At 60.8% G+C, this 16,717-nt stretch carries 12 protein-coding genes and 3 pseudogenes; 10 read left to right on the forward strand and 5 right to left on the reverse strand.

All coding sequences use genetic code 11. The features are described from left to right. The first annotated feature begins 62 nt into the window (after nt 1-62). The 5 genes from ABNQ40_RS07575 to ABNQ40_RS07595 all read left to right on the forward strand — a co-directional run bounded on the left by ABNQ40_RS07575 (nt 63) and on the right by ABNQ40_RS07595 (nt 6,683). Nucleotides 63-899 carry a TnsA endonuclease N-terminal domain-containing protein gene (locus ABNQ40_RS07575; RefSeq protein ID WP_109049002.1) on the forward strand — a complete coding sequence of 279 codons (837 nt, stop codon included), beginning with the start codon at nt 63-65 and terminating at the stop codon, nt 897-899. Next, the gene (locus tag ABNQ40_RS07580) at nt 896-3,064 is read left to right on the forward strand and encodes a Mu transposase C-terminal domain-containing protein (protein WP_109049001.1); all 2,169 of its coding nucleotides are present in this window, start codon (nt 896-898) and stop codon (nt 3,062-3,064) included. Before ABNQ40_RS07575 ends, ABNQ40_RS07580 begins: the two co-directional genes overlap by 4 nt. Continuing rightward, on the forward strand, nt 3,051-4,694 hold the full coding sequence (locus tag ABNQ40_RS07585; RefSeq protein WP_109490840.1) for an ATP-binding protein: 1,644 nt from the start codon (nt 3,051-3,053) through the stop codon (nt 4,692-4,694). The genes ABNQ40_RS07580 and ABNQ40_RS07585 overlap by 14 nt, the downstream gene beginning before the upstream one ends. A gap of 7 nt (nt 4,695-4,701) precedes the next feature. Then, the gene (locus ABNQ40_RS07590; RefSeq protein WP_109049000.1) at nt 4,702-5,637 is read left to right on the forward strand and encodes a TniQ family protein; all 936 of its coding nucleotides are present in this window, start codon (nt 4,702-4,704) and stop codon (nt 5,635-5,637) included. Between the two features lie 179 nt (nt 5,638-5,816). Beyond that, nucleotides 5,817-6,683 carry a hypothetical protein gene (locus ABNQ40_RS07595; protein ID WP_146255426.1) on the forward strand — a complete coding sequence of 289 codons (867 nt, stop codon included), beginning with the start codon at nt 5,817-5,819 and terminating at the stop codon, nt 6,681-6,683. On the opposite strand, the gene ABNQ40_RS07600 is transcribed toward ABNQ40_RS07595, so the two are convergent. Beyond that, a protein-coding gene (locus ABNQ40_RS07600) for an IS5 family transposase (RefSeq protein ID WP_391345974.1) occupies nt 6,671-7,428 on the reverse strand; the annotation gives its coding sequence in 2 pieces (ribosomal slippage) (nt 6,671-7,095 and nt 7,095-7,428; 759 coding nt in all). The two genes, ABNQ40_RS07595 and ABNQ40_RS07600, sit on opposite strands and share 13 nt — an antisense overlap. A gap of 183 nt (nt 7,429-7,611) precedes the next feature. On the opposite strand from ABNQ40_RS07600, the gene ABNQ40_RS07605 reads away from it, so the two are divergent. After that, entirely contained in the window at nt 7,612-10,293 is a 2,682-nt protein-coding gene (locus ABNQ40_RS07605) for a hypothetical protein (protein ID WP_146255425.1), read from the forward strand. 12 nt (nt 10,294-10,305) lie between these two features. Here the strand turns inward: ABNQ40_RS07605 and ABNQ40_RS07610 are convergent. Next, nucleotides 10,306-10,860, reverse strand: a pseudogene (locus ABNQ40_RS07610) (IS630 family transposase); the annotation flags it as partial. A 73-nt stretch (nt 10,861-10,933) separates the two neighbouring features. On the opposite strand from ABNQ40_RS07610, the pseudogene ABNQ40_RS07615 reads away from it, so the two are divergent. Next, nucleotides 10,934-11,062: pseudogene (locus ABNQ40_RS07615) on the forward strand (IS256 family transposase); the annotation flags it as partial. A 22-nt stretch (nt 11,063-11,084) separates the two neighbouring features. Here the strand turns inward: ABNQ40_RS07615 and tnpC are convergent. From tnpC to tnpA, 3 genes are all read right to left on the reverse strand, one after another. Then, complete coding sequence (tnpC, locus tag ABNQ40_RS07620; protein WP_391345977.1) at nt 11,085-12,710, reverse strand: IS66 family transposase; 1,626 nt, start codon at nt 12,708-12,710, stop codon at nt 11,085-11,087. Between the two features lie 82 nt (nt 12,711-12,792). Then, complete coding sequence (gene tnpB / locus ABNQ40_RS07625; RefSeq protein WP_109047194.1) at nt 12,793-13,140, reverse strand: IS66 family insertion sequence element accessory protein TnpB; 348 nt, start codon at nt 13,138-13,140, stop codon at nt 12,793-12,795. After that, complete coding sequence (tnpA, locus tag ABNQ40_RS07630; RefSeq protein WP_158285515.1) at nt 13,137-13,529, reverse strand: IS66-like element accessory protein TnpA; 393 nt, start codon at nt 13,527-13,529, stop codon at nt 13,137-13,139. Before tnpA ends, tnpB begins: the two co-directional genes overlap by 4 nt. A 77-nt stretch (nt 13,530-13,606) precedes the next feature. Between tnpA and ABNQ40_RS07635 the strand changes: the two are divergent. The 3 genes and pseudogenes from ABNQ40_RS07635 to ABNQ40_RS07645 form a co-directional block, all read left to right on the forward strand. Then, nucleotides 13,607-14,245, forward strand: a pseudogene (locus ABNQ40_RS07635) (IS256 family transposase); the annotation flags it as partial. Nucleotides 14,246-14,731: 486 nt separating this feature from the next. Further along, nucleotides 14,732-15,244, forward strand: coding sequence for a hypothetical protein (locus ABNQ40_RS07640; protein WP_146255485.1), 513 nt, complete (start codon nt 14,732-14,734; stop codon nt 15,242-15,244). A 373-nt stretch (nt 15,245-15,617) separates the two neighbouring features. Further along, entirely contained in the window at nt 15,618-15,818 is a 201-nt protein-coding gene (locus ABNQ40_RS07645; RefSeq protein ID WP_391346082.1) for a transcriptional regulator, read from the forward strand. Nucleotides 15,819-16,717: the final 899 nt, after the last annotated feature.

Consider the following 16,717-nt stretch of genomic DNA (forward strand, 5'->3'; position numbering starts at 1 on the left):
GCTTGCGCTCGCTCGGAATCTGCGTACTATCGAAAGAGGTAGTCCGCTTCCGGGGGGATGGCATGGGGCGCCGCCGGCACAGCTTCGACGAGAGCAGGATCTCCCGCTTCCAAGCGGAGGGACGCGGAACTGGGACCGGCGCGGATTACAAGCCCTGGCTCACTGTCCAGGACGTGCCGTCGATCGGTCGCACGCACCGGCCTCATGGTCTGAAGACCGGCCGCGTCCATCATCTGCTATCCGACATAGAACGCGACCTTTTCTACATCCTCGACTGGTCGTCCTCGGTGCTCGATATCCGCGAGCAGTTCCCCCTCGACCGCGCTGTAACCCAGACCATCGCCGAGCGGATCGGCGTCCAACATCCCCGTGACACCGCGACCCGGACCCCGCTGGTCATGACTACCGACTTCCTGTGCGATGTGATGCGTGAGGGGCGACGCGTCTTGATTGCGCGCTCGGTGAAGCCGGCCGACAAGCTCGAGGACGAGCGGGTCATCGAAAAGCAGGAGATCGAGCGCCGCTATTGGGTCGAACAGGGTGTCGATTGGGGCATCGTCACCGACGCCGATATTCCTGCGACTTATGCCGAGAACATCGGACGCATCCACAACTGCGCCTCGGTTGCCGACTTGGCGCAACCTTACCCTGGCTATTACGCCGAGATGGCTGCGCTGATCGCCCGGGAGGTGCCAATGCGCGCCTACCTAACGCTCCACCAGTTTTGCGCCGAGATGGACCTTCGGTTGGGCATGCCGCCGGCAACCGCCCTGATGCTGATCCGCCACCTCATTGTCACGAGGGTTGTGGTCTGCGACCTGATGCAGACCCTAGACTACGACGCTCCGCTGACGTGGCTGCGACCGGCGGTGTCTGGTCAGGGGAGGCAATCGGCATGACCGTCCTCCGCATCAATGCGCTGCTGTCGTTCGTCGCAGAATCCCGCACTGAACGAGTGCTATGGCTTGATCCCCTCAGCCGGGGCGGCTTTCTGATCGACATCGCCGACGATGCGGCGATGCCGGTGTTCCGGTCTTCGGAGGAGATCGACCGGCTGCGATCCGACGCTCTGCTGGCCGATGTCACCGACGATCCCTGGCTGGCCCCGCTGGCCGAACCCACGATCCCCGAAGGTCATCGGGCTCGCCGTGACGCTGCCTGGACCCTGATCCGTCCGCTCCTGACCGAACAGCCGGACATTTTCTACTCCGATCGGCGGGCGCTCCTGGTCCGGCGGATCATCGCCGAGACGGGCTCCAACCGCTTCACCCTCTACCGTCTGCTCAGACGTTTCTGGCAGCGCGGCATGTCACCCAATGCACTTCTGCCCGACTACGACCGTTGTGGTGGACGCGGTAAGACCAAGGCAGCATCCGAAAAGAAGCGTGGCCGGGTCAGCACTACCGGCATCGTCGGCGTCAATGTGGACGCCGACATGCGCCGCCTGTTCCGCGATACGGTGACACGCCATTTTGCCGTCAACCGCCAGCTCGACATGGCCGGCTGTTACGACGCACTGGTCAATGACCACTTCACCGATCTTCGGCTGGACGAGGACACCGGTCGGCAGAAGGCCATCGTTCGCGCAGACCTGCCGACGTTGCGCCAGTTCCGCTACTGGTTCGAAAAGGACAACGACGTCTTCCGCATCGAGCGCCAGCGGCGCACGGCCCGGATCTACGATAAGGATTTGCGGGCGCTGCTCAGTACCTCCACTGGCGAAGTCTTCGGCCCCGGTTCCCGCTACCAGATCGACGCGACGATCGCCGACGTCTACCTCGTCTCTCGGCTCAACCGGCGGCGGCTCGTTGGCCGTCCGGTGCTCTACGTCGTCATCGACGTGTTCAGTCGTATGATCACCGGTCTCTACGTCGGCTTTGAAGGGCCGTCCTGGGTCGGGGCCATGATGGCGATTGCCAACGCCGCCACTGACAAGGTGGCCTATTGTCGGTCGTTCGGCATCGAGATCGGCGAGGCCGACTGGCCCTGCCACCACATGCCCGACCGACTGCTGGGCGATCGCGGCGAAATGATCGGCTCCGCCGTGGAGACGCTGATCCAGAACTTCCACGTTGAGATCGAGAACACCGCTCCCTATCGGGCTGATTGGAAAGGCATTGTCGAACAGCGCTTCCGTCTGCTGCCGGCGCGGTTCCGCGCCTATACGCCCGGCTACATCGAAGGGGATTTCCAGCAGCGCGGCGCCCGCGACTATCGCCTCGACGGCACGCTCGACATCGACGAGTTCACCGCCATCATTATCCAGTGTGTGCGCTACTACAATACGCGGCACCTGATCCGCGGATACCCGCGGGATGCCCAGATGATCGCCGAAGAGGTCCAGGGAATCCCTATCGAGCTGTGGGAATGGGGCTTGGCGCGGCGGAGCGGCCAACTACGCGCTTATCCGTCTGATCTGGTCAGGCAGAGCGTGCTACCATCGGATGCTGCCATCGTTACCCCATATGGCATCCGCTTCTACGGCTGCTTCTATACCTGTACCAAGGCGATGGCCGAGCATTGGTTCGAGCGTGCTCGCCAGCGGGGGAACTGGACCGTGCGGGTGTCCTACGATCCGCGCTGTTTGAACGAGGTCTACCTGCACGACATGGATGGCGGTCGCATCCGCTTCATTCCCTGCGTCATGACCGACCGCAGCGCGGCCTACCGCGACCGCACCCTTTGGGAGATCGACCAAATCCGGCAGGAGGAACGCCGGGTCCAGAACGCCCACCAGCCCCAGGCGCTGCAAGGCCGCGTCGATCTGATGCAGTCGGTCAAGGGCATCGTCGCCGCCGCCGAGGCGAAGCAGATTGCGTCACCGGTGGGAACGGACAGCGACCGAGGCAAGCTGAAGGCCATTCGTGACAACCGTCGGCAAGAGCGCCGCGAGAACCAGGAGCGTGAAGCTTTCCGGTTCGGATCCCCTCCGGCCAAGACGCCGCCCGGCGGGAACGTGGTTCCCATCGTGCCGCAACCGACCGCTGAGGATTACAGCCTGTCCACTGCCGCGGAAATCCGCGCCCTGCTGACAAGGAAGCCGGATGGTGATGGACAACGCTGACGAACCATTGACCCTGCCGGAGTACCGCGACAACCCGTTCATTGAGCGGTTGCCGCCCATCCTGTCGACGGCGGAGGCTCTGGGGCAGCTGACCGATCTGCCCCAGTTCGACAAGGCGGAGCGGCGGTTTCCCGCCCACTTGCGCGCCCATTGTGTTCAGCGGCTGGGGCGTTACTTCGACCCGCTCGACCGCCATCTGGTCTTGGAGGCGCGGTTCTCGATGCTGATCCGCCAGGGCTATCTCGCCCGCAACCCGGCCAACGGCCACTATATCCGCCGGTTGCAGAACGCCCATGAGCGTCTTGAACAGTGCGACCTCGACACGGTCGTTCGTCACTCGATCGAGCCGACCGCCAACGGCTTTGCCATCGTCGGCTGCTCAGGCATCGGCAAGAGCCGGGGCATCGAACGGGTGCTGTCCCTCTACCCCCAGATCATCCAGCATTCCCGGCCGTTCAGCCTGAAGCAGGTGGTTTGGTTGAAGCTGGACTGCCCCTACAAGGGGTCACCCAAACAGCTCTGTATCAATTTCTTCGCCGCGATGGACCGCCTGCTCGGCACCCGTTACCAGCGTAAATACGGCTCCACCCGCCACGGGGTGGACGAGATGATGGCGCGCATGGCCTACGTCGTCGAATTGCACGCGCTGGGCGTCTTGGTTGTCGATGAAATCCAACATTTGCGCCAGGCGCCGGGGGCGAGTCGCGACGATCTGCTGAATTTTCTGGTGACGCTGGTCAACACCATCGGCATCCCGGTTATGATCATCGGCACGCTGGCCGCCGTTCCGCTGCTGCAAAGCGCTTTCCGTCAGGCGCGCCGTGCCAGCGGGATGGGCAGCCTAACTTGGGAGCGGCTGCCACCCGGCCCGGCTTGGGACGGCTTCGTCGAGCGCATGTGGAGTTTCCAGTGGACGCGGGAATACACCCCGCTGACCGACGATATCCGGCATGTACTTTACCAAGAGACGCAAGGGATCGTCGATCTGGTGGTGAAGCTGTTCATGCTGGCACAGGTCCATGCCATGCAGCTCGGTGTCATGCGCGGCCGTGACGAAAAATTGGACATTGGGCTGCTTCGCCACGTCGCCGGCGAAAACTTCGCACTGGTAGCTCCGATGATCGAGGCCTTGCGAACCAACAACGCCAAGGCTCTGGTCATGTTCGACGATCTCAGCCCGCTGCACGACTTGGTCCAGCAGACGATCGTCGATGCGACGGCACGATTGGCCACTTTCGCCGCTTCAGCCGCGCCATCACGTGGGGCTGCTCCAATGCCAACCGCGCCGGTGAACGAAGGGGATCGGGGCGCGCTGTTGCAGGCGATGGAGACGCTCGGGCTGGCGCCTGACATTGCCGAGCGCATCCTGTCCGAGATCCTTGCCGAAGCGCCAGGTCTCAACCCTATCGACGTGATCGGCCGGATTGCCGGCAAACTCCAGGATCGTGGACCGGAAATGCGCCCGGTGAAGCGGCGGGGCGTTCGGAAAGAGAAGGTCGATCCGCCGCCGCTCGACGCCGACGATTTGCGGTCGCTCGCGGCACGGGCGAAGGCTGAGGAGCGCTCCGCCCACGCCATCTTCCTTGATGCCGGGGTGGTGAAGCCGCCACTGGCGGATTTCGCCGCGTGAGGGCGGGATGCTGGCCTACTTCCCGGCTATCTATCCAGACGAAACGCTGTACAGCGTGGTAGCGCGTTATCATCGGCACACCGCATCCAACAGCGTGAAGGAAACGCTGATCGAGCTATTCGGCTGCCGGACTGTGCGCCTGACGCCGGTCTCGGTTGGATGCCTTGGGGAACTAGCCCGTCGTCTGCCGTCGAACCGGGGCTTGACGGCTGAGCGGCTGGCGCTCTCCAACACCTTCTATCCCTACTGCGTAGCCTACGAGCCGGCACCGGTGCGTCACGCCATATTGAGGGGGATGATCCATCCCGTCGCCGAGCGCGTCGACGCAGGTTGGGACATCGCCGCCAACCCCGCCCATTTCCCCGCCGTCCTACGCGGTTGCGCGGTGTGCTTGGCGGAGGCTGTCGAACGGTTCGGCGAACCTTATTGGCGACGGGTACATCAGTTACCCGGCGTGATGGTCTGCCCGGAGCATGCCATTCCGTTATCCATTGCCGATGCAGCTGGCCAGCTGACCGATGCCCAGGGCCTGATCCCGGCGGCGGCGATGTCTGACCTCACTGAAACGCCCATTCCGGCCTGGGCGCGGCACCGTCCGTGCGCCGCCTTGCTCCTGGACATCGCCCGTCGCTCTCACCGGGTGCTGTCGGCACTGCCGGCGGAGACGACAGCGTCGACCCGCCTCGACGCCTTGGCCGCAAGGGGACTAACCAAGGGGCCGACACGGGTGGATCATCGGATGCTGTGTGAGGCCTACGTCGGGTTCGTGGGTCCGATCCAGTCGGTGCTGCCGGAGGCGGGGAGCACCGGCTGGCTGCGAGCGATGACGAACCTCGCAGGTCCGCCGATCCACCCCTTGCAACATATTCTGTTCGATCTGCTACTGGAAACTCTTCCCGTCCTGGCCCGGTCGACTGTTCCGACGATGCCTCGCGGAGGGTAAGCGACCGCACGCGATACGCCCCGACCATTGTTCTTGATGGGAAAGTAGGGGTGCCGGAGCCGGGAGGTACAGAGAAGCTTGTGAGAAATGCAGCAGTCAGATGATTTTCCCTCTATCGAAGTGGCTGACGTTGCCGATGCTCAGCAGATGGCTGGACTGGGTCGAACGCGGACGAAGTCATGACACTGGTAGTGCAATTTCTCGAGCATCCAGGCGACGTGGAAATTTACTGGCTGGCCGGTTTCCGGGAGACTGTGGATCATAAATGGCAGGTCTGCGCTGTCACCAGCGAAATTGGCACCGGTACTTTGAAGAAATGGTGGTTGCCAATCGGTTCTCTACCATTGCTTGCGCCTGGCCACGCCTTTATCGGAGGCTACCGCTCTACCGTTCCGCGCTTCGGTCATACCATGTCGTTGCGGATTGACGATGTCGGAGCCGGTGAGGAGGTAACGACCGCGGCAATTTCACCCGAGGTCTATTCCTTTGGCGGGCGCCGCCGCGGCGTCCAACGTTTGCTGCGCTACCGGCAGGGCGAACGGGTGATCCTAGTGCCAACCATCGAGATGGTCCGCTACTTGTTCCTGCACAACAAGACCATGGCCAACGCCCTGATGTGTCCAGACGGAATCATGGAATTCTATTGCCCCGAAGAACCCGGCTTTCATTCGGACCTTCATCTGCGCTTTACCAAGAGAATGCCCCGCTCCTGCCTGTCCGAGGCCTTTGTGAGCGAGTTCGCCTGGATTGCGGTCGATCCGGAAGGCCGCCGTTCTTGGGACAGCGTCTGTGACCGGACGGCGGGGCGGGAATACGTGAGCATCACCCCGCCCCACCTGCTTAACTCCCGCTGGACGATACGTGCCGTTGAATGGGAAGGGACGATTCTGGTTCTTGAGATCCTGTCGATGACCGGCAAGCGCTTTCCTTGCGATGTGCTTCGCTATTCGCACCCGACTATCCGGAAAACCAAACTGTTCCGCCCAGTCGGCACCAGGTCATACCATCAGGACGAGGACGCTAGGGTCCGGACTCATAACCAGTAGGCCACGATTGCCACGATGTGGACGGCGGCCATGAAGTTGGTGGCGGAGCGGTCATAGCGGGTTGCGATGCGCCGGAAATCCTTGAGGCGTCCGAACATGCGCTCGATGACGTTACGGTTCCGGTAGAGGTAGGGAGAGAAGCAGTTTTTCCAGCGCTTGTTGGCGCGTGGCGGGATGTTGGGCGCGGCCCCGGCCACCTCGATCTTCCGGCGGATGGCGGCACTGTCGTAGCCCTTGTCGCCGTGCAGGAGATCGGTGGTGGGCATCTGGTCGAGCAAGCAGTCGGCGGCGGTGCAATCGGCAACCTGACCACCGGTCAGCAGGAAGGCGAGCGGCCGACCGCGCGGATCGCTCAGGGCGTGGATTTTGGTGGTTCGTCCGCCGCGGGACCGTCCGATGGCCTGGGCGCGCTCCCCCCTTTGCCGCCACTCGCCGAACGATGGGCGCGCACCGCCGTGGAGTCGATCATCACCTGGGCCGGTGGCCCACCCGCTGCGGCCAAGGCGTGGAAGATGCCTTCCCATACGCCCTTGGCCGCCCAGCGGACAAAGCGATTGTAGAGAGTCTTGCGGGGGCCATAAACCGGCGGAGCATCCGCCCAGCGTCCGCCCGACTTCAGAACATGGACGATGCCGCTGATCACACGTCGGTCATCCACGCGCGGCTTGCCTCGGGTGTCGCACAGAAGGTGCGGCTCAAGCCGTCCAAACTGCTCCACCGTCAACCAGAACTGACCGTCGCTCATCACAAAGCCCCTTTCCAGGGCTTTGAATCACAACGATCCCCTTCGGGAAAGGCTCTTTATAGGTCCAGACCCTAGTGGTGAGGAGTCAGGCTTTGTCGCAACCGGCGCGGGGAGGGACATGCGAATTGAAAACGACGTCACTATTCCGGTTGCCTGGGTGGTCGGCAGTGATTGGCCCTAAAGATGAGTGAATCCGCTGTCCAACAGCAAGTGCATGGCTATCAAAGTGGGCACGGGTTGCTCGGTGGAACAGTCAAGCTAGCCCGCGACGATCAAGACCTTGTGGATCGCCTCTCAGATATTGCTGGGCCATTGCGGCCTGGTGAAACCTTTGATCCATATATAACGACCTACCCTCTACCGAGCGGGCAGTTCTATGTCATTGCACGGACTTGGCAAGATCTTGAGTCGTCTCGAGCAGGCTGTGTGCGGACGCGGAGCCTGTTCATCCCCATGGAAATGTGGGAGCGAACGAATGCAGTTTCGGCATTTGCATATGCTTTAACACGCCCGTTACGGCCGGACCCTATACCTCCGATCGCAGTTCCAATTGAAACCGACGATTTCGGCCCAGTTCTTGAACAACGTCTTCCTGAGCTTGTCGAAGCACTTTTCTTGGAAAGTAGACAGCCCATCGTTGTGTTCGATTCTCCTGACGCTGAAAGCGTCGCCCTCCGCGTCTTGACAGCCCTGTGGCCAAGTCGACGTCGGACATTTGCGACTTGTACTTGGTGCTTGGCGCCTCGAAAGCTAAAAGGGAGAAATTTCGATCTCGTATTCGCTCCACGGGACGCTCGAAATCGCTTCAGCGATTGGGATGGTCGTCGCATTGAAGTCGTGAACCGCTCGCCTGAGGCAAGACATCGATGGACAACTGACCTTGTACAGGCTTTGTTTTTCGATCCGCATCCAAAACTGAGTGACTGGGATGAGCTTGGAATTCTTGAGGGTGACCAGGTAGGTGATGAGGCCGCGCTTCGCCTTTCGTTAATGTGGCGAGAGTTAGAGGCAAAAGCTCGAACGACGCCCAACGCTGTTCTCGGCATGCTGGACATTCTGAACTCGAAAAGTGTTCGCCCTACAATAGCGCGCACTCGCCTTGAACCGCTTGTTATGAATGCGATTAGGCTGGCTTCGGGCGAAGCAGCGCCCGATGGAATATGGCGTTTTTATCTCAATCTACTCGGCAAGTTTTCAGACAAACTGCCAAGCTCTCTGCTACTGCGACAACTACGCCACGCAAGCGCTCACTTAGCCGCGGATCATCCCAAAAGCGCTGTTTCGGTTTTGAGTGATTTAGAGAACCGGGGGCGCCACCTTCCTGCAGTGCTGGCTGCCGGTATAGGCGACGGCCTTTCGCATGCGTTATTCTGCTCTGAAGCTGCGTTGCGGCCCATTGAGATCGGCCGGCGGCCGCTTCTTCGCCTTGTAGCCTTTAGCAAGCGCTTCTCATTGTCATTGGCCAAAGGAGTCCGCGAGTACCCCCAGTGCTGGAGTTCGGTAGCCATTGAGGCCTTGCAGGCGCCAGACGCGGATTTAATCCGACGAGCTCGCCGCAATTTGCTTCCCAACTTGGACGCGGCCGCGCATGCACCATTGCTTCCACCACTGCTGACCGGCCTAAAGGCGAGCGAGTTAGCCACCGTAGTTCGGACTATTGGGAAAACGACCAACTTTGGAGTTGAGGATTTCGATCGGCCACTCATAGCGGCCGCGAGGGACGACGACGCACTCCGAAGCCTTCGAGAGGCGATCCTTGAAGGCCAGCCAGGAGTTGATGCGGACCGCTTCCTTCTAAGTGCTCTTCACCTTGATCCGCAAGACATCACTTGGCTGTTGACCAGCGTGCCGCATGATCGCGGACGTCTAATCCTTGCGAAGCTTGTGGATCGCGCCGACGACGGATCGATACAGATGTTTCTGCGAGATCAGCGTTGTGCCTGTGAGGCGCTGGATTGTCTTATTGCCGAGCCAGCTGAGAGCGCTCATCAGATCATGCGGATCTTGATGTCTGGTCGCCTGGATACGCCAGCATTTATCAACAAGGCTCTATTGGTCTACCCACACTTGTCGCACACAGAGAAAAGTCGGGCTGCCGTTGAAATGCTGAGGCGTAGTCTTGGAGAGCTTCCACCTAACAGTCCAGTCGATCTAAGTTCAATTCTCGCTGACGCCGCAGAAGAGGTTAATACGGGCGATTTGATCGTTCTACTAACCCAGCCCTCTGCAAGTGCAAATAGAATTGCGGCAAATATCTCTGCCGTCCTATCATCCAAAAAATCAATCCAGCACAAGGTCTTATCTCGAATAGATGAACTAACCAATCGGCTCATTTCTCGAGGAACTCACGGATTTTCTGAGAACACATATGCTCAATGGGCGAGCTTGATCGAAGAATCTCATTCGATCTCACCTGAATCCCACCTCCGCGCAGCGATTGAGGCGCTTTCCTATGCACTCAAACAGCCTCACTATCCATTGAGCAAGTTAATTGTTGTCTCGTTTCCAACCGTTTATCGACGAATTGTATCGGCACGAAGAGAAAGCGATCTTGATTTCGCAGTCTCCCTTTTTCTTTCTGCATTTACTTTGTTCGGTGACTGGGATCGCGGAAAGACTGCGAGAAAAGAACTTGTTGAAACTTTCTTATCCTCTGACTGGCCACCTTCCAATCTCTTATTGGCAGCATTAAATGCGGGAATTGATCAAAAAATTCTACGGCGCCTCAGCCGTATTTACGGAGGAAATCGTTATATCGAGATGATTTGGGATGACGCGAGCCAACTTCAGGAACAACAAAGGTGGTCCATTCGGAATGCAATCACGAAATTCACCGAACATCCAAACGCCGAAGACTGGGACTAGAGCGGACTCCGATCATTCTGGTTCGTAGCCGGCGGCGGTGAAGAAGGCTCGACTGTCGGTTGGCGTCACGTTGTCGATGGCATCGCGGATGGCCTCCCACAGATCGGGGAGCGTCCTTGCAGCGGCTTTCCTGAGGTTCGCCTTGATCTTCGAAAATGCCATCTCGATGGGGTTGAAGTCGGAGCTGTAGGGCGGCAGGAGCTTCAGGACGGCGCCTTTCCGTTCGATTGCCGCCCGCACAGCCGGAAGCTTGTGGGCGGGCAAGTTGTCCATCACGACGACGTCTCCGTGGCTCAGTGTCGGCCCCAGGACCCGCTCGACGTAAGCGAGGAAGGCCGCACCGCCCATGGCGCCGTCGAGCGTCATCGGAGCGGTGACGCCCGACAACCGGAGAGCGCCGGCGAAGGTCGTCGTCTTCCAGTGCCTATGGGGAACCGAAGCGCGGCAGCGCTCGCCACGTGGTTCGCGGCCGTACATGTGGGCAATTTTGGTGGAGGTGCCGCATTCATCGATGAACACCAGCCGCTCCGGGTCCAGGTCCGGCTGGGCGTCGAACCAGGCCTGACGGCTGGCGACTATGTCGGGAGTGTCAGGAATTCCGTGCTTGGCGGGGTTATCCTAGAACTGAAGGAGACCCGCCATGGCCCGACGCAAAGAGCCTGTTATCCCGGACGCGATCCTCGACCAGCTGCTGGGTGGAGCTGACGCCAAGACGGCTTTCGACCAGGACGGCTTGCTCGACCAGCTGAAGAAAGCGCTGACGGAGCGTAAGCATCCGGTGAGTGCCGCTGTCAGGCCACTTTCGTCTGCTCGCGGATTGCCTTCCAGTTCCAGGGCAGCAGTTCGTGCAGGCGGGTTTGGGGGATGTCGTTGATGCGGGCCAGCACGTTGGCGAGCCACACCTGCGGGTCAACGTCGTTGAGCTTGGCCGTGGTGATCAGGCCATACATGATCGCCGCCCGCTGCCCGCCGCGATCGGAGCCGCAGAACAGCCACGCTTTCCGGCCCAAAGCGATCCCACGCAGGCTGCGTTCGGCGGCGTTGTTCGTCAGGCATAGCCTGCCGTCGCCGAGGAACCGAGTGAAGCCGTCCCATCGGGTCAACATGTAGTCCATCGCCTTGGCCACGGGGGCATGGCGGGAGAGCCGGGCGCGCTCCGTCCGCATCCAATCCTCCAGCGCGGCTACCAGGGCGACGCCGTGCTCCTGGCGGGCCGCCAGCCGCTCGGCCGCCGGCTTGCCGTTCAGGGCGCGCTCGAGATCAAAGATGGCGTCGATGCGCTTCACGGCTTCCAGTGCCAGCGGTGAGAGCGGCGGGGCGTCCTTGCCGCGCCTGGTGTTCGCGGCGATGTCGGCCAGCTTGAAGAAGCCCCGCCGGGCATGCGCCCAGCACAGCACGTCGCGGATCGGCCCCGGCTTGCGGTCGGGTTCGTACAGCCGGTTGTAGCCGGCGAACGCATCGGCCTGCAGCCAGCCCGTGAAGCCGGCCAGGTGCCGTTCGGGATGCTCGCCCTTGCGATCTCGCGAATAGTGGAACAGTGCTGCCGGTGGGGCTTGGCCGGCAAACGGCCGGTCATCACGCACATACACCCACAGCCGCCCGGTGTCGGTCTTGCCCTTGGCCAGCACCGGCACCGGCGTGTCGTCTCCATGCAGGCGATCCGCCGCCATCACATGCGCGGCGATCAGGTCGTGCAGCGGCTTCAGCACCGCGGCGGCGGTGCCCACCTGGTCGGCCAGGGTGGACAGGCTGAGCGGCACACCCTCCCGCGCGAAGCGTTCGGCCTGCCGGTTCAACGGCTGATGCTGGCCGAACTTCTCGAACAGGAGGGTGGCCAGCAGGTGGGGGTCGGCCCAGCCCCGCGGGGTGGTGTGGAAAGGCGCCGGCGGCTGGCTGATCGTCTCGCAGGCCCGGCAGGAGAACCGCTCGCGCACCGTCTGGATCACCTTCCATTGGCGCGGGATCACCTCCAGCGTCTCGGTGATCGTCTCGCCCAGCTTGCACAGCTTGTCCGAGCCGCAGCACGGGCAGCTCACCGGAGCCGCCACAACGACGCGCTCGCGCGGCAGGTGGTCGGGAAAGGGCTGGCGCGACGGCCGCTTGCGGGTGAAGGCCGCCACCGCGGTGGTTTTGGCAGCGGCCTGCTCGGCCGCCAACTCGTCCTCGCTGGCCGTTGCTTCCAGCTCTTCGAGCTGGAACTCCAACTGATCCAGCAGGCGCGCCTTACGCTCGGAGCGCGTGCCATAGAGTTCGCGCCGGAGTTTCTCGATTTCCAGCTTCAGGCCGGCGATCAGCGCCTCGGTATTCGACGCTATCGCCTTGGCCCGCGCCGCTTCGGCTTCGGCCGCGTCCGCCCGCGCCTCGGCCTGCGCCAAGGCGGCGCGCAGGCTGGCAATGTCGTCGGGCAAGGCGTCCATAGGGCCGGATTATACCCTGAAACCCGTATCAATCCTTGCTCTTCCTGCCGGATGACGGCGGGCTGATTCACTGTGCCGCAGCCTATCCGGCCGAGCGTGGCCTCCAGGTTTGCTGGGGATTGCGCCAGTCGATTGCGTCGAGCAGATACGCGAGCTGAGACGCGGAAATGGCCACGGCTCCGTCAGCCGGACTGGGCCAAATAAAGCGGCCTCGCTCAAGCCTCTTCGCGTACAGCGACATGCCGAGCCCATCGTGCCACAGGCACTTCACCATGTCGCCGCGACGCCCACGGAAGACGTATAGATCGCCGGCATGAGGGTCCCGGCCAAGCCCTTCCTGGACCTTCAGCGCCAGCGAGTTCATTCCACAACGCATGTCGGTGACCCCGCCGGCCAGCCAGACCCGCACGCCTGACGGCACCGGGATCATGCTGACCGTCCCGACAACGCGGCGATCACCGTTCCGACCAGAGCCGGATCGGCCGGGCCGGTGATCCGCAGGCGGGCCGCAGCGAACTCAACCTCGATGATGCCGTCGGGCGGAGTGCAGGAGGCTGGGGTCGGTTCCGGCGCGTCCTCCAGCGACGGCTCATCGGTGGCGACGGTGATCGGCATGAAGGCCGGCAGCCGGGGTTGCGGACCGAAGAACTGGCGGCGCCAGCGGTACAGCAGGCTGACGTCCACGCCTTGGCGTCGGGCAACCTCAGTCGCTTTGACGCCGGGCTGGAACGCTTCTTCGACCAGCCGCAGCTTCTCCTCATCAGTGAACTGCCGCCGCTTCTCCAGACCCGTAATCACCTCGACGCGTTGGATAGTCATAGGGACTGCCATAGGGATAGCCATAGGGACAGGCCCCATGATTCAGCTTCCCCGCTCGGTCACAAGGCGGCGCTCGGCGGAGGGGTACGACGGAGCGAGCCCTGAAGGCGGAGCTGGATCACCACCTGGCCGGTGACAAGAGCGGCAACCGTCGCAACGGCTACGGCCACAAGACGGTGCTGACCGAGGGTGGCTCGATGGGCCTGTCCATCCCCCGCGACCGGACGGGGACGTTCGATCCGGCGCTGATCGGCAAGTACCAGCGCCGCTTCCCCGGCTTCGACGAGAAGATCGTGTCGATGTACGCGCGGGGCATGTCGACACGGGAGATCACCGGGCACCTGCGGGAGCTCTACAGCATCGAGGTGTCGGCCGACCTGATCTCCACGGTGACAGACGCGGTGATCGAGGAGGTGACAGCGTGGCAGAACGGCCCCCTGGAGGCGATCTATCCCCTGGTGTTCCTGGATGCCATCCGGGTCAAGAGCCGCGACGAAGGCTTGGTACGCAACAAGGCCATCCATTTTGCCATCGGCGTGCGGGCCGACGGCGCCAAGGAGGTGCTGGGGCTGTGGACTGAACAGAATGAAGGCGCCAAGTTCTGGCTGCGCGTGCTGAAGAACCGAGGCGTCGAGGACATCCTGCTGGCGGTGGTTGATGGGCTGAAGGGCTTTCCCGAGGCGATCGCCGCTGCCTATCCGGAGACGATTGTCCAGAAGGGGCGCGACTTGGTTCGCCGCTTCGCTGAACTGATCGGACGCGGTGGAGTGCGATCGGATGCGCGTCCTACCAATCCCTCCGCCATTTTGGGCAATTGGCTCACAGACGCGCTGTCCTGCGGCATCCAGGCCGTCGAAACCTTCGCCGTCGGCGTGAGGCAGGACGAGGCAGCCGTCATGGCGGCGCTCACCATGCCCTAGCAGCGGGCAGGCGGAGGGGCAAGTCAGCAAGCTGAAGCTCAGCAAGCGCCAGATGTATGGACGCGCCAGCTTCAATCTGCTGCGCCGTCGCGTCCTCCTCGCTGCCTGATCCACGAAAAATGCGGGAGAACCAACAGGAATCACCTCAAGTCTTGCGCTTCTTCTTGCAGAACATAATTATTGTAGATTACTTTTAGAGTCAATCTACAGTGAACTGTCCCTAAGATTGCATTTATTGGTGCGCATCCGCTGAGAATGGATTGTTTAATAAAGGATTACGCGATGAAGAACGACGTTGACAAAGGGCACATCGTTGTCAGCTTTAATTGGATGTTTATTGATGATGGCAGAGTGGTCATAGGAATGGCACTCCGAGTCCTGATGCTTGATGGCTCCATCAGGACAATGCAGTTGTTAGACATTCGACTGGTTGAAACTGGGGACATCCTCAACGCATTTGCTCTAAACGGCAGGCATAAGGATGAAAGAGAGCAGTACATTAGAGAGGACGATCCAGTTCCATTGCCGGCGCAACACCCGCTAATAGACTTTGTCGCAAATGTCCCAGTAGTGTCTCGGGCTGATGTTGCTCCGGATTATGGGAAGGCTGCTGTTTCGATGCACTGGGAAGAGTACAGTGACTGTCTTTCTCTAACAGTAGAATATGCCAACGGCTTAACAGGCCGTTATATATTTAATGAGTCAATCGCCTTTATACTTAGGGATTATGTGAATCAAGCGGTCAGGTATATTGGAGTAAGTTGTAGACCCAGTGCGGAGCAAAAGGTGCATTGATGTCATGTTGAATTTACCAACAATTGATCCGTATGACATATCATCGATCCTAGTGATCGGGTATTTGGTGCGGCGCAACTCGCCAATGATATTCCGGCTTTCTTTGGCGGTGTGAGTTATGTCTAGGATTAGCTTACTCATACGGCACCTCCTATTGCCTATAACACCTTTCGGCGTTGCGTTATTAAAAAGGTCAGCTTGTAACGGTTGCTACATAAAGCCGAGGATTATTATTGATGGTCGCGCGTGATCGAAACCGCCGTCCCACCGTGCCCAGAGCGATCCTCAAAGCCCATTGCATGGAACCGCGCGCTATCAGCGTGACCGCCTTGGCGGATGCGTTGGTTTGAGCCGGAAGCACGTCAGCCACATCGTGAACGGCCATAAGAGGGTAGAGCCGACGACGGCGGCTCGCTTGGCGCTGGTGCTTGGTACCACACCACGCTTCTGGATGAACCTCCAAGCCGCCCTCGACGAATGGGACGTCTCGGTGGAAATCCCTGGCTGGACGCCCAGTGCCACGTTCGCACCGCCGCAGCCGGCCAGCAACGATGCAGCCACACCGGCGACGTAGGGCCGTCTACCAAAGGCGGGAAATGTAAGAGCAAACATTTTTGTCGGATATCCATGGCGTATGCCGTTCACATAGGAGCTTGAAGAGCAAACTTTCGTCACGCTAGGCATAGAGCGCTCTAGAAAACTCAATGATTTAGCGTGCAATTAGGAGCAAACATTTTTGTCAGCCTACAACAAAAAACGGACGATTGTTTTTTAGGCGAATCAGAGAAAAATGAAACTCCGGCCATTTGGCCGGCCAGGCAGAAACTGACCGGCAAATTTTGCCCGGTTACCTGGGGCTTGGCCGCTTCTATTTGATGGAAGCCTTATGATTGAAGGACGATTAGCCGTTTTTAGGCTGCCCAACTTGCAAATGCCGGTTGCATGCGTCGTCCGGATATCGCGCTTGAAGAATGGAACCGGAGGCCCTGCTTGCGCGTCCAGCTTGGCGTCCCTGCGGCGCATCGGCAGGGGGGCCGTCGCTACAGCGTCGACCAGAGCAGAATCGCCCAATTCCATGCGGAGAGGCCGTGAGGGTTGAGTAGTGCCGCCGCCGTCCACAGCATCATTTCCGTCCATCGTAGACGGTCTGGCGACATAGGCTTGGTTTCCGGCTGGTCGTTCACCAAACGCCTCATGGCTTGGCGGATCAGCCATCGCTCACCTGACCAGCAGGGGCTGTACCAACCCGTCGCGATAGATCAGATCGAGCGGCACATCGCCGGAATGACGGTGCGGGAAACAGTCTGGTTTCGAGAGACGTAGGAATTCGCCAAAGCCCTCAACCATGGGCAGGTCGACAAGGCTGGTGCTCCATACCGGATGCATCTGGAGCGGGTCGCCACCGTCTGGTCGAGGGCATTGCCACATGAAAAAAAGAATAGCTCCTCCACAAGCTTGGAGTGGGTCGCCCGG

It is taken from the genome of Azospirillum sp. A23 (genome assembly GCF_042938965.1).
GTDB classification, from domain to species: domain Bacteria; phylum Pseudomonadota; class Alphaproteobacteria; order Azospirillales; family Azospirillaceae; genus Azospirillum; species Azospirillum melinis.

What these genes read in the sequence shown, in the direction of transcription:
- tnpB (WP_109047194.1), bottom strand. Translation starts at nt 13,140, where the DNA reads ATGATCCCGGTGCCGTCAGGCGTGCGGGTCTGGCTGGCCGGCGGGGTC.
- tnpC (WP_391345977.1), bottom strand. Translation starts at nt 12,710, where the DNA reads ATGGACGCCTTGCCCGACGACATTGCCAGCCTGCGCGCCGCCTTGGCG.
- ABNQ40_RS07590 (WP_109049000.1), top strand. Translation starts at nt 4,702, where the DNA reads ATGCTGGCCTACTTCCCGGCTATCTATCCAGACGAAACGCTGTACAGC.
- ABNQ40_RS07605 (WP_146255425.1), top strand. Translation starts at nt 7,612, where the DNA reads ATGAGTGAATCCGCTGTCCAACAGCAAGTGCATGGCTATCAAAGTGGG.
- ABNQ40_RS07585 (WP_109490840.1), top strand. Translation starts at nt 3,051, where the DNA reads ATGGACAACGCTGACGAACCATTGACCCTGCCGGAGTACCGCGACAAC.
- tnpA (WP_158285515.1), bottom strand. Translation starts at nt 13,529, where the DNA reads ATGACTATCCAACGCGTCGAGGTGATTACGGGTCTGGAGAAGCGGCGG.
- ABNQ40_RS07575 (WP_109049002.1), top strand. Translation starts at nt 63, where the DNA reads ATGGGGCGCCGCCGGCACAGCTTCGACGAGAGCAGGATCTCCCGCTTC.
- ABNQ40_RS07640 (WP_146255485.1), top strand. Translation starts at nt 14,732, where the DNA reads ATGAAGAACGACGTTGACAAAGGGCACATCGTTGTCAGCTTTAATTGG.
- ABNQ40_RS07595 (WP_146255426.1), top strand. Translation starts at nt 5,817, where the DNA reads ATGACACTGGTAGTGCAATTTCTCGAGCATCCAGGCGACGTGGAAATT.
- ABNQ40_RS07580 (WP_109049001.1), top strand. Translation starts at nt 896, where the DNA reads ATGACCGTCCTCCGCATCAATGCGCTGCTGTCGTTCGTCGCAGAATCC.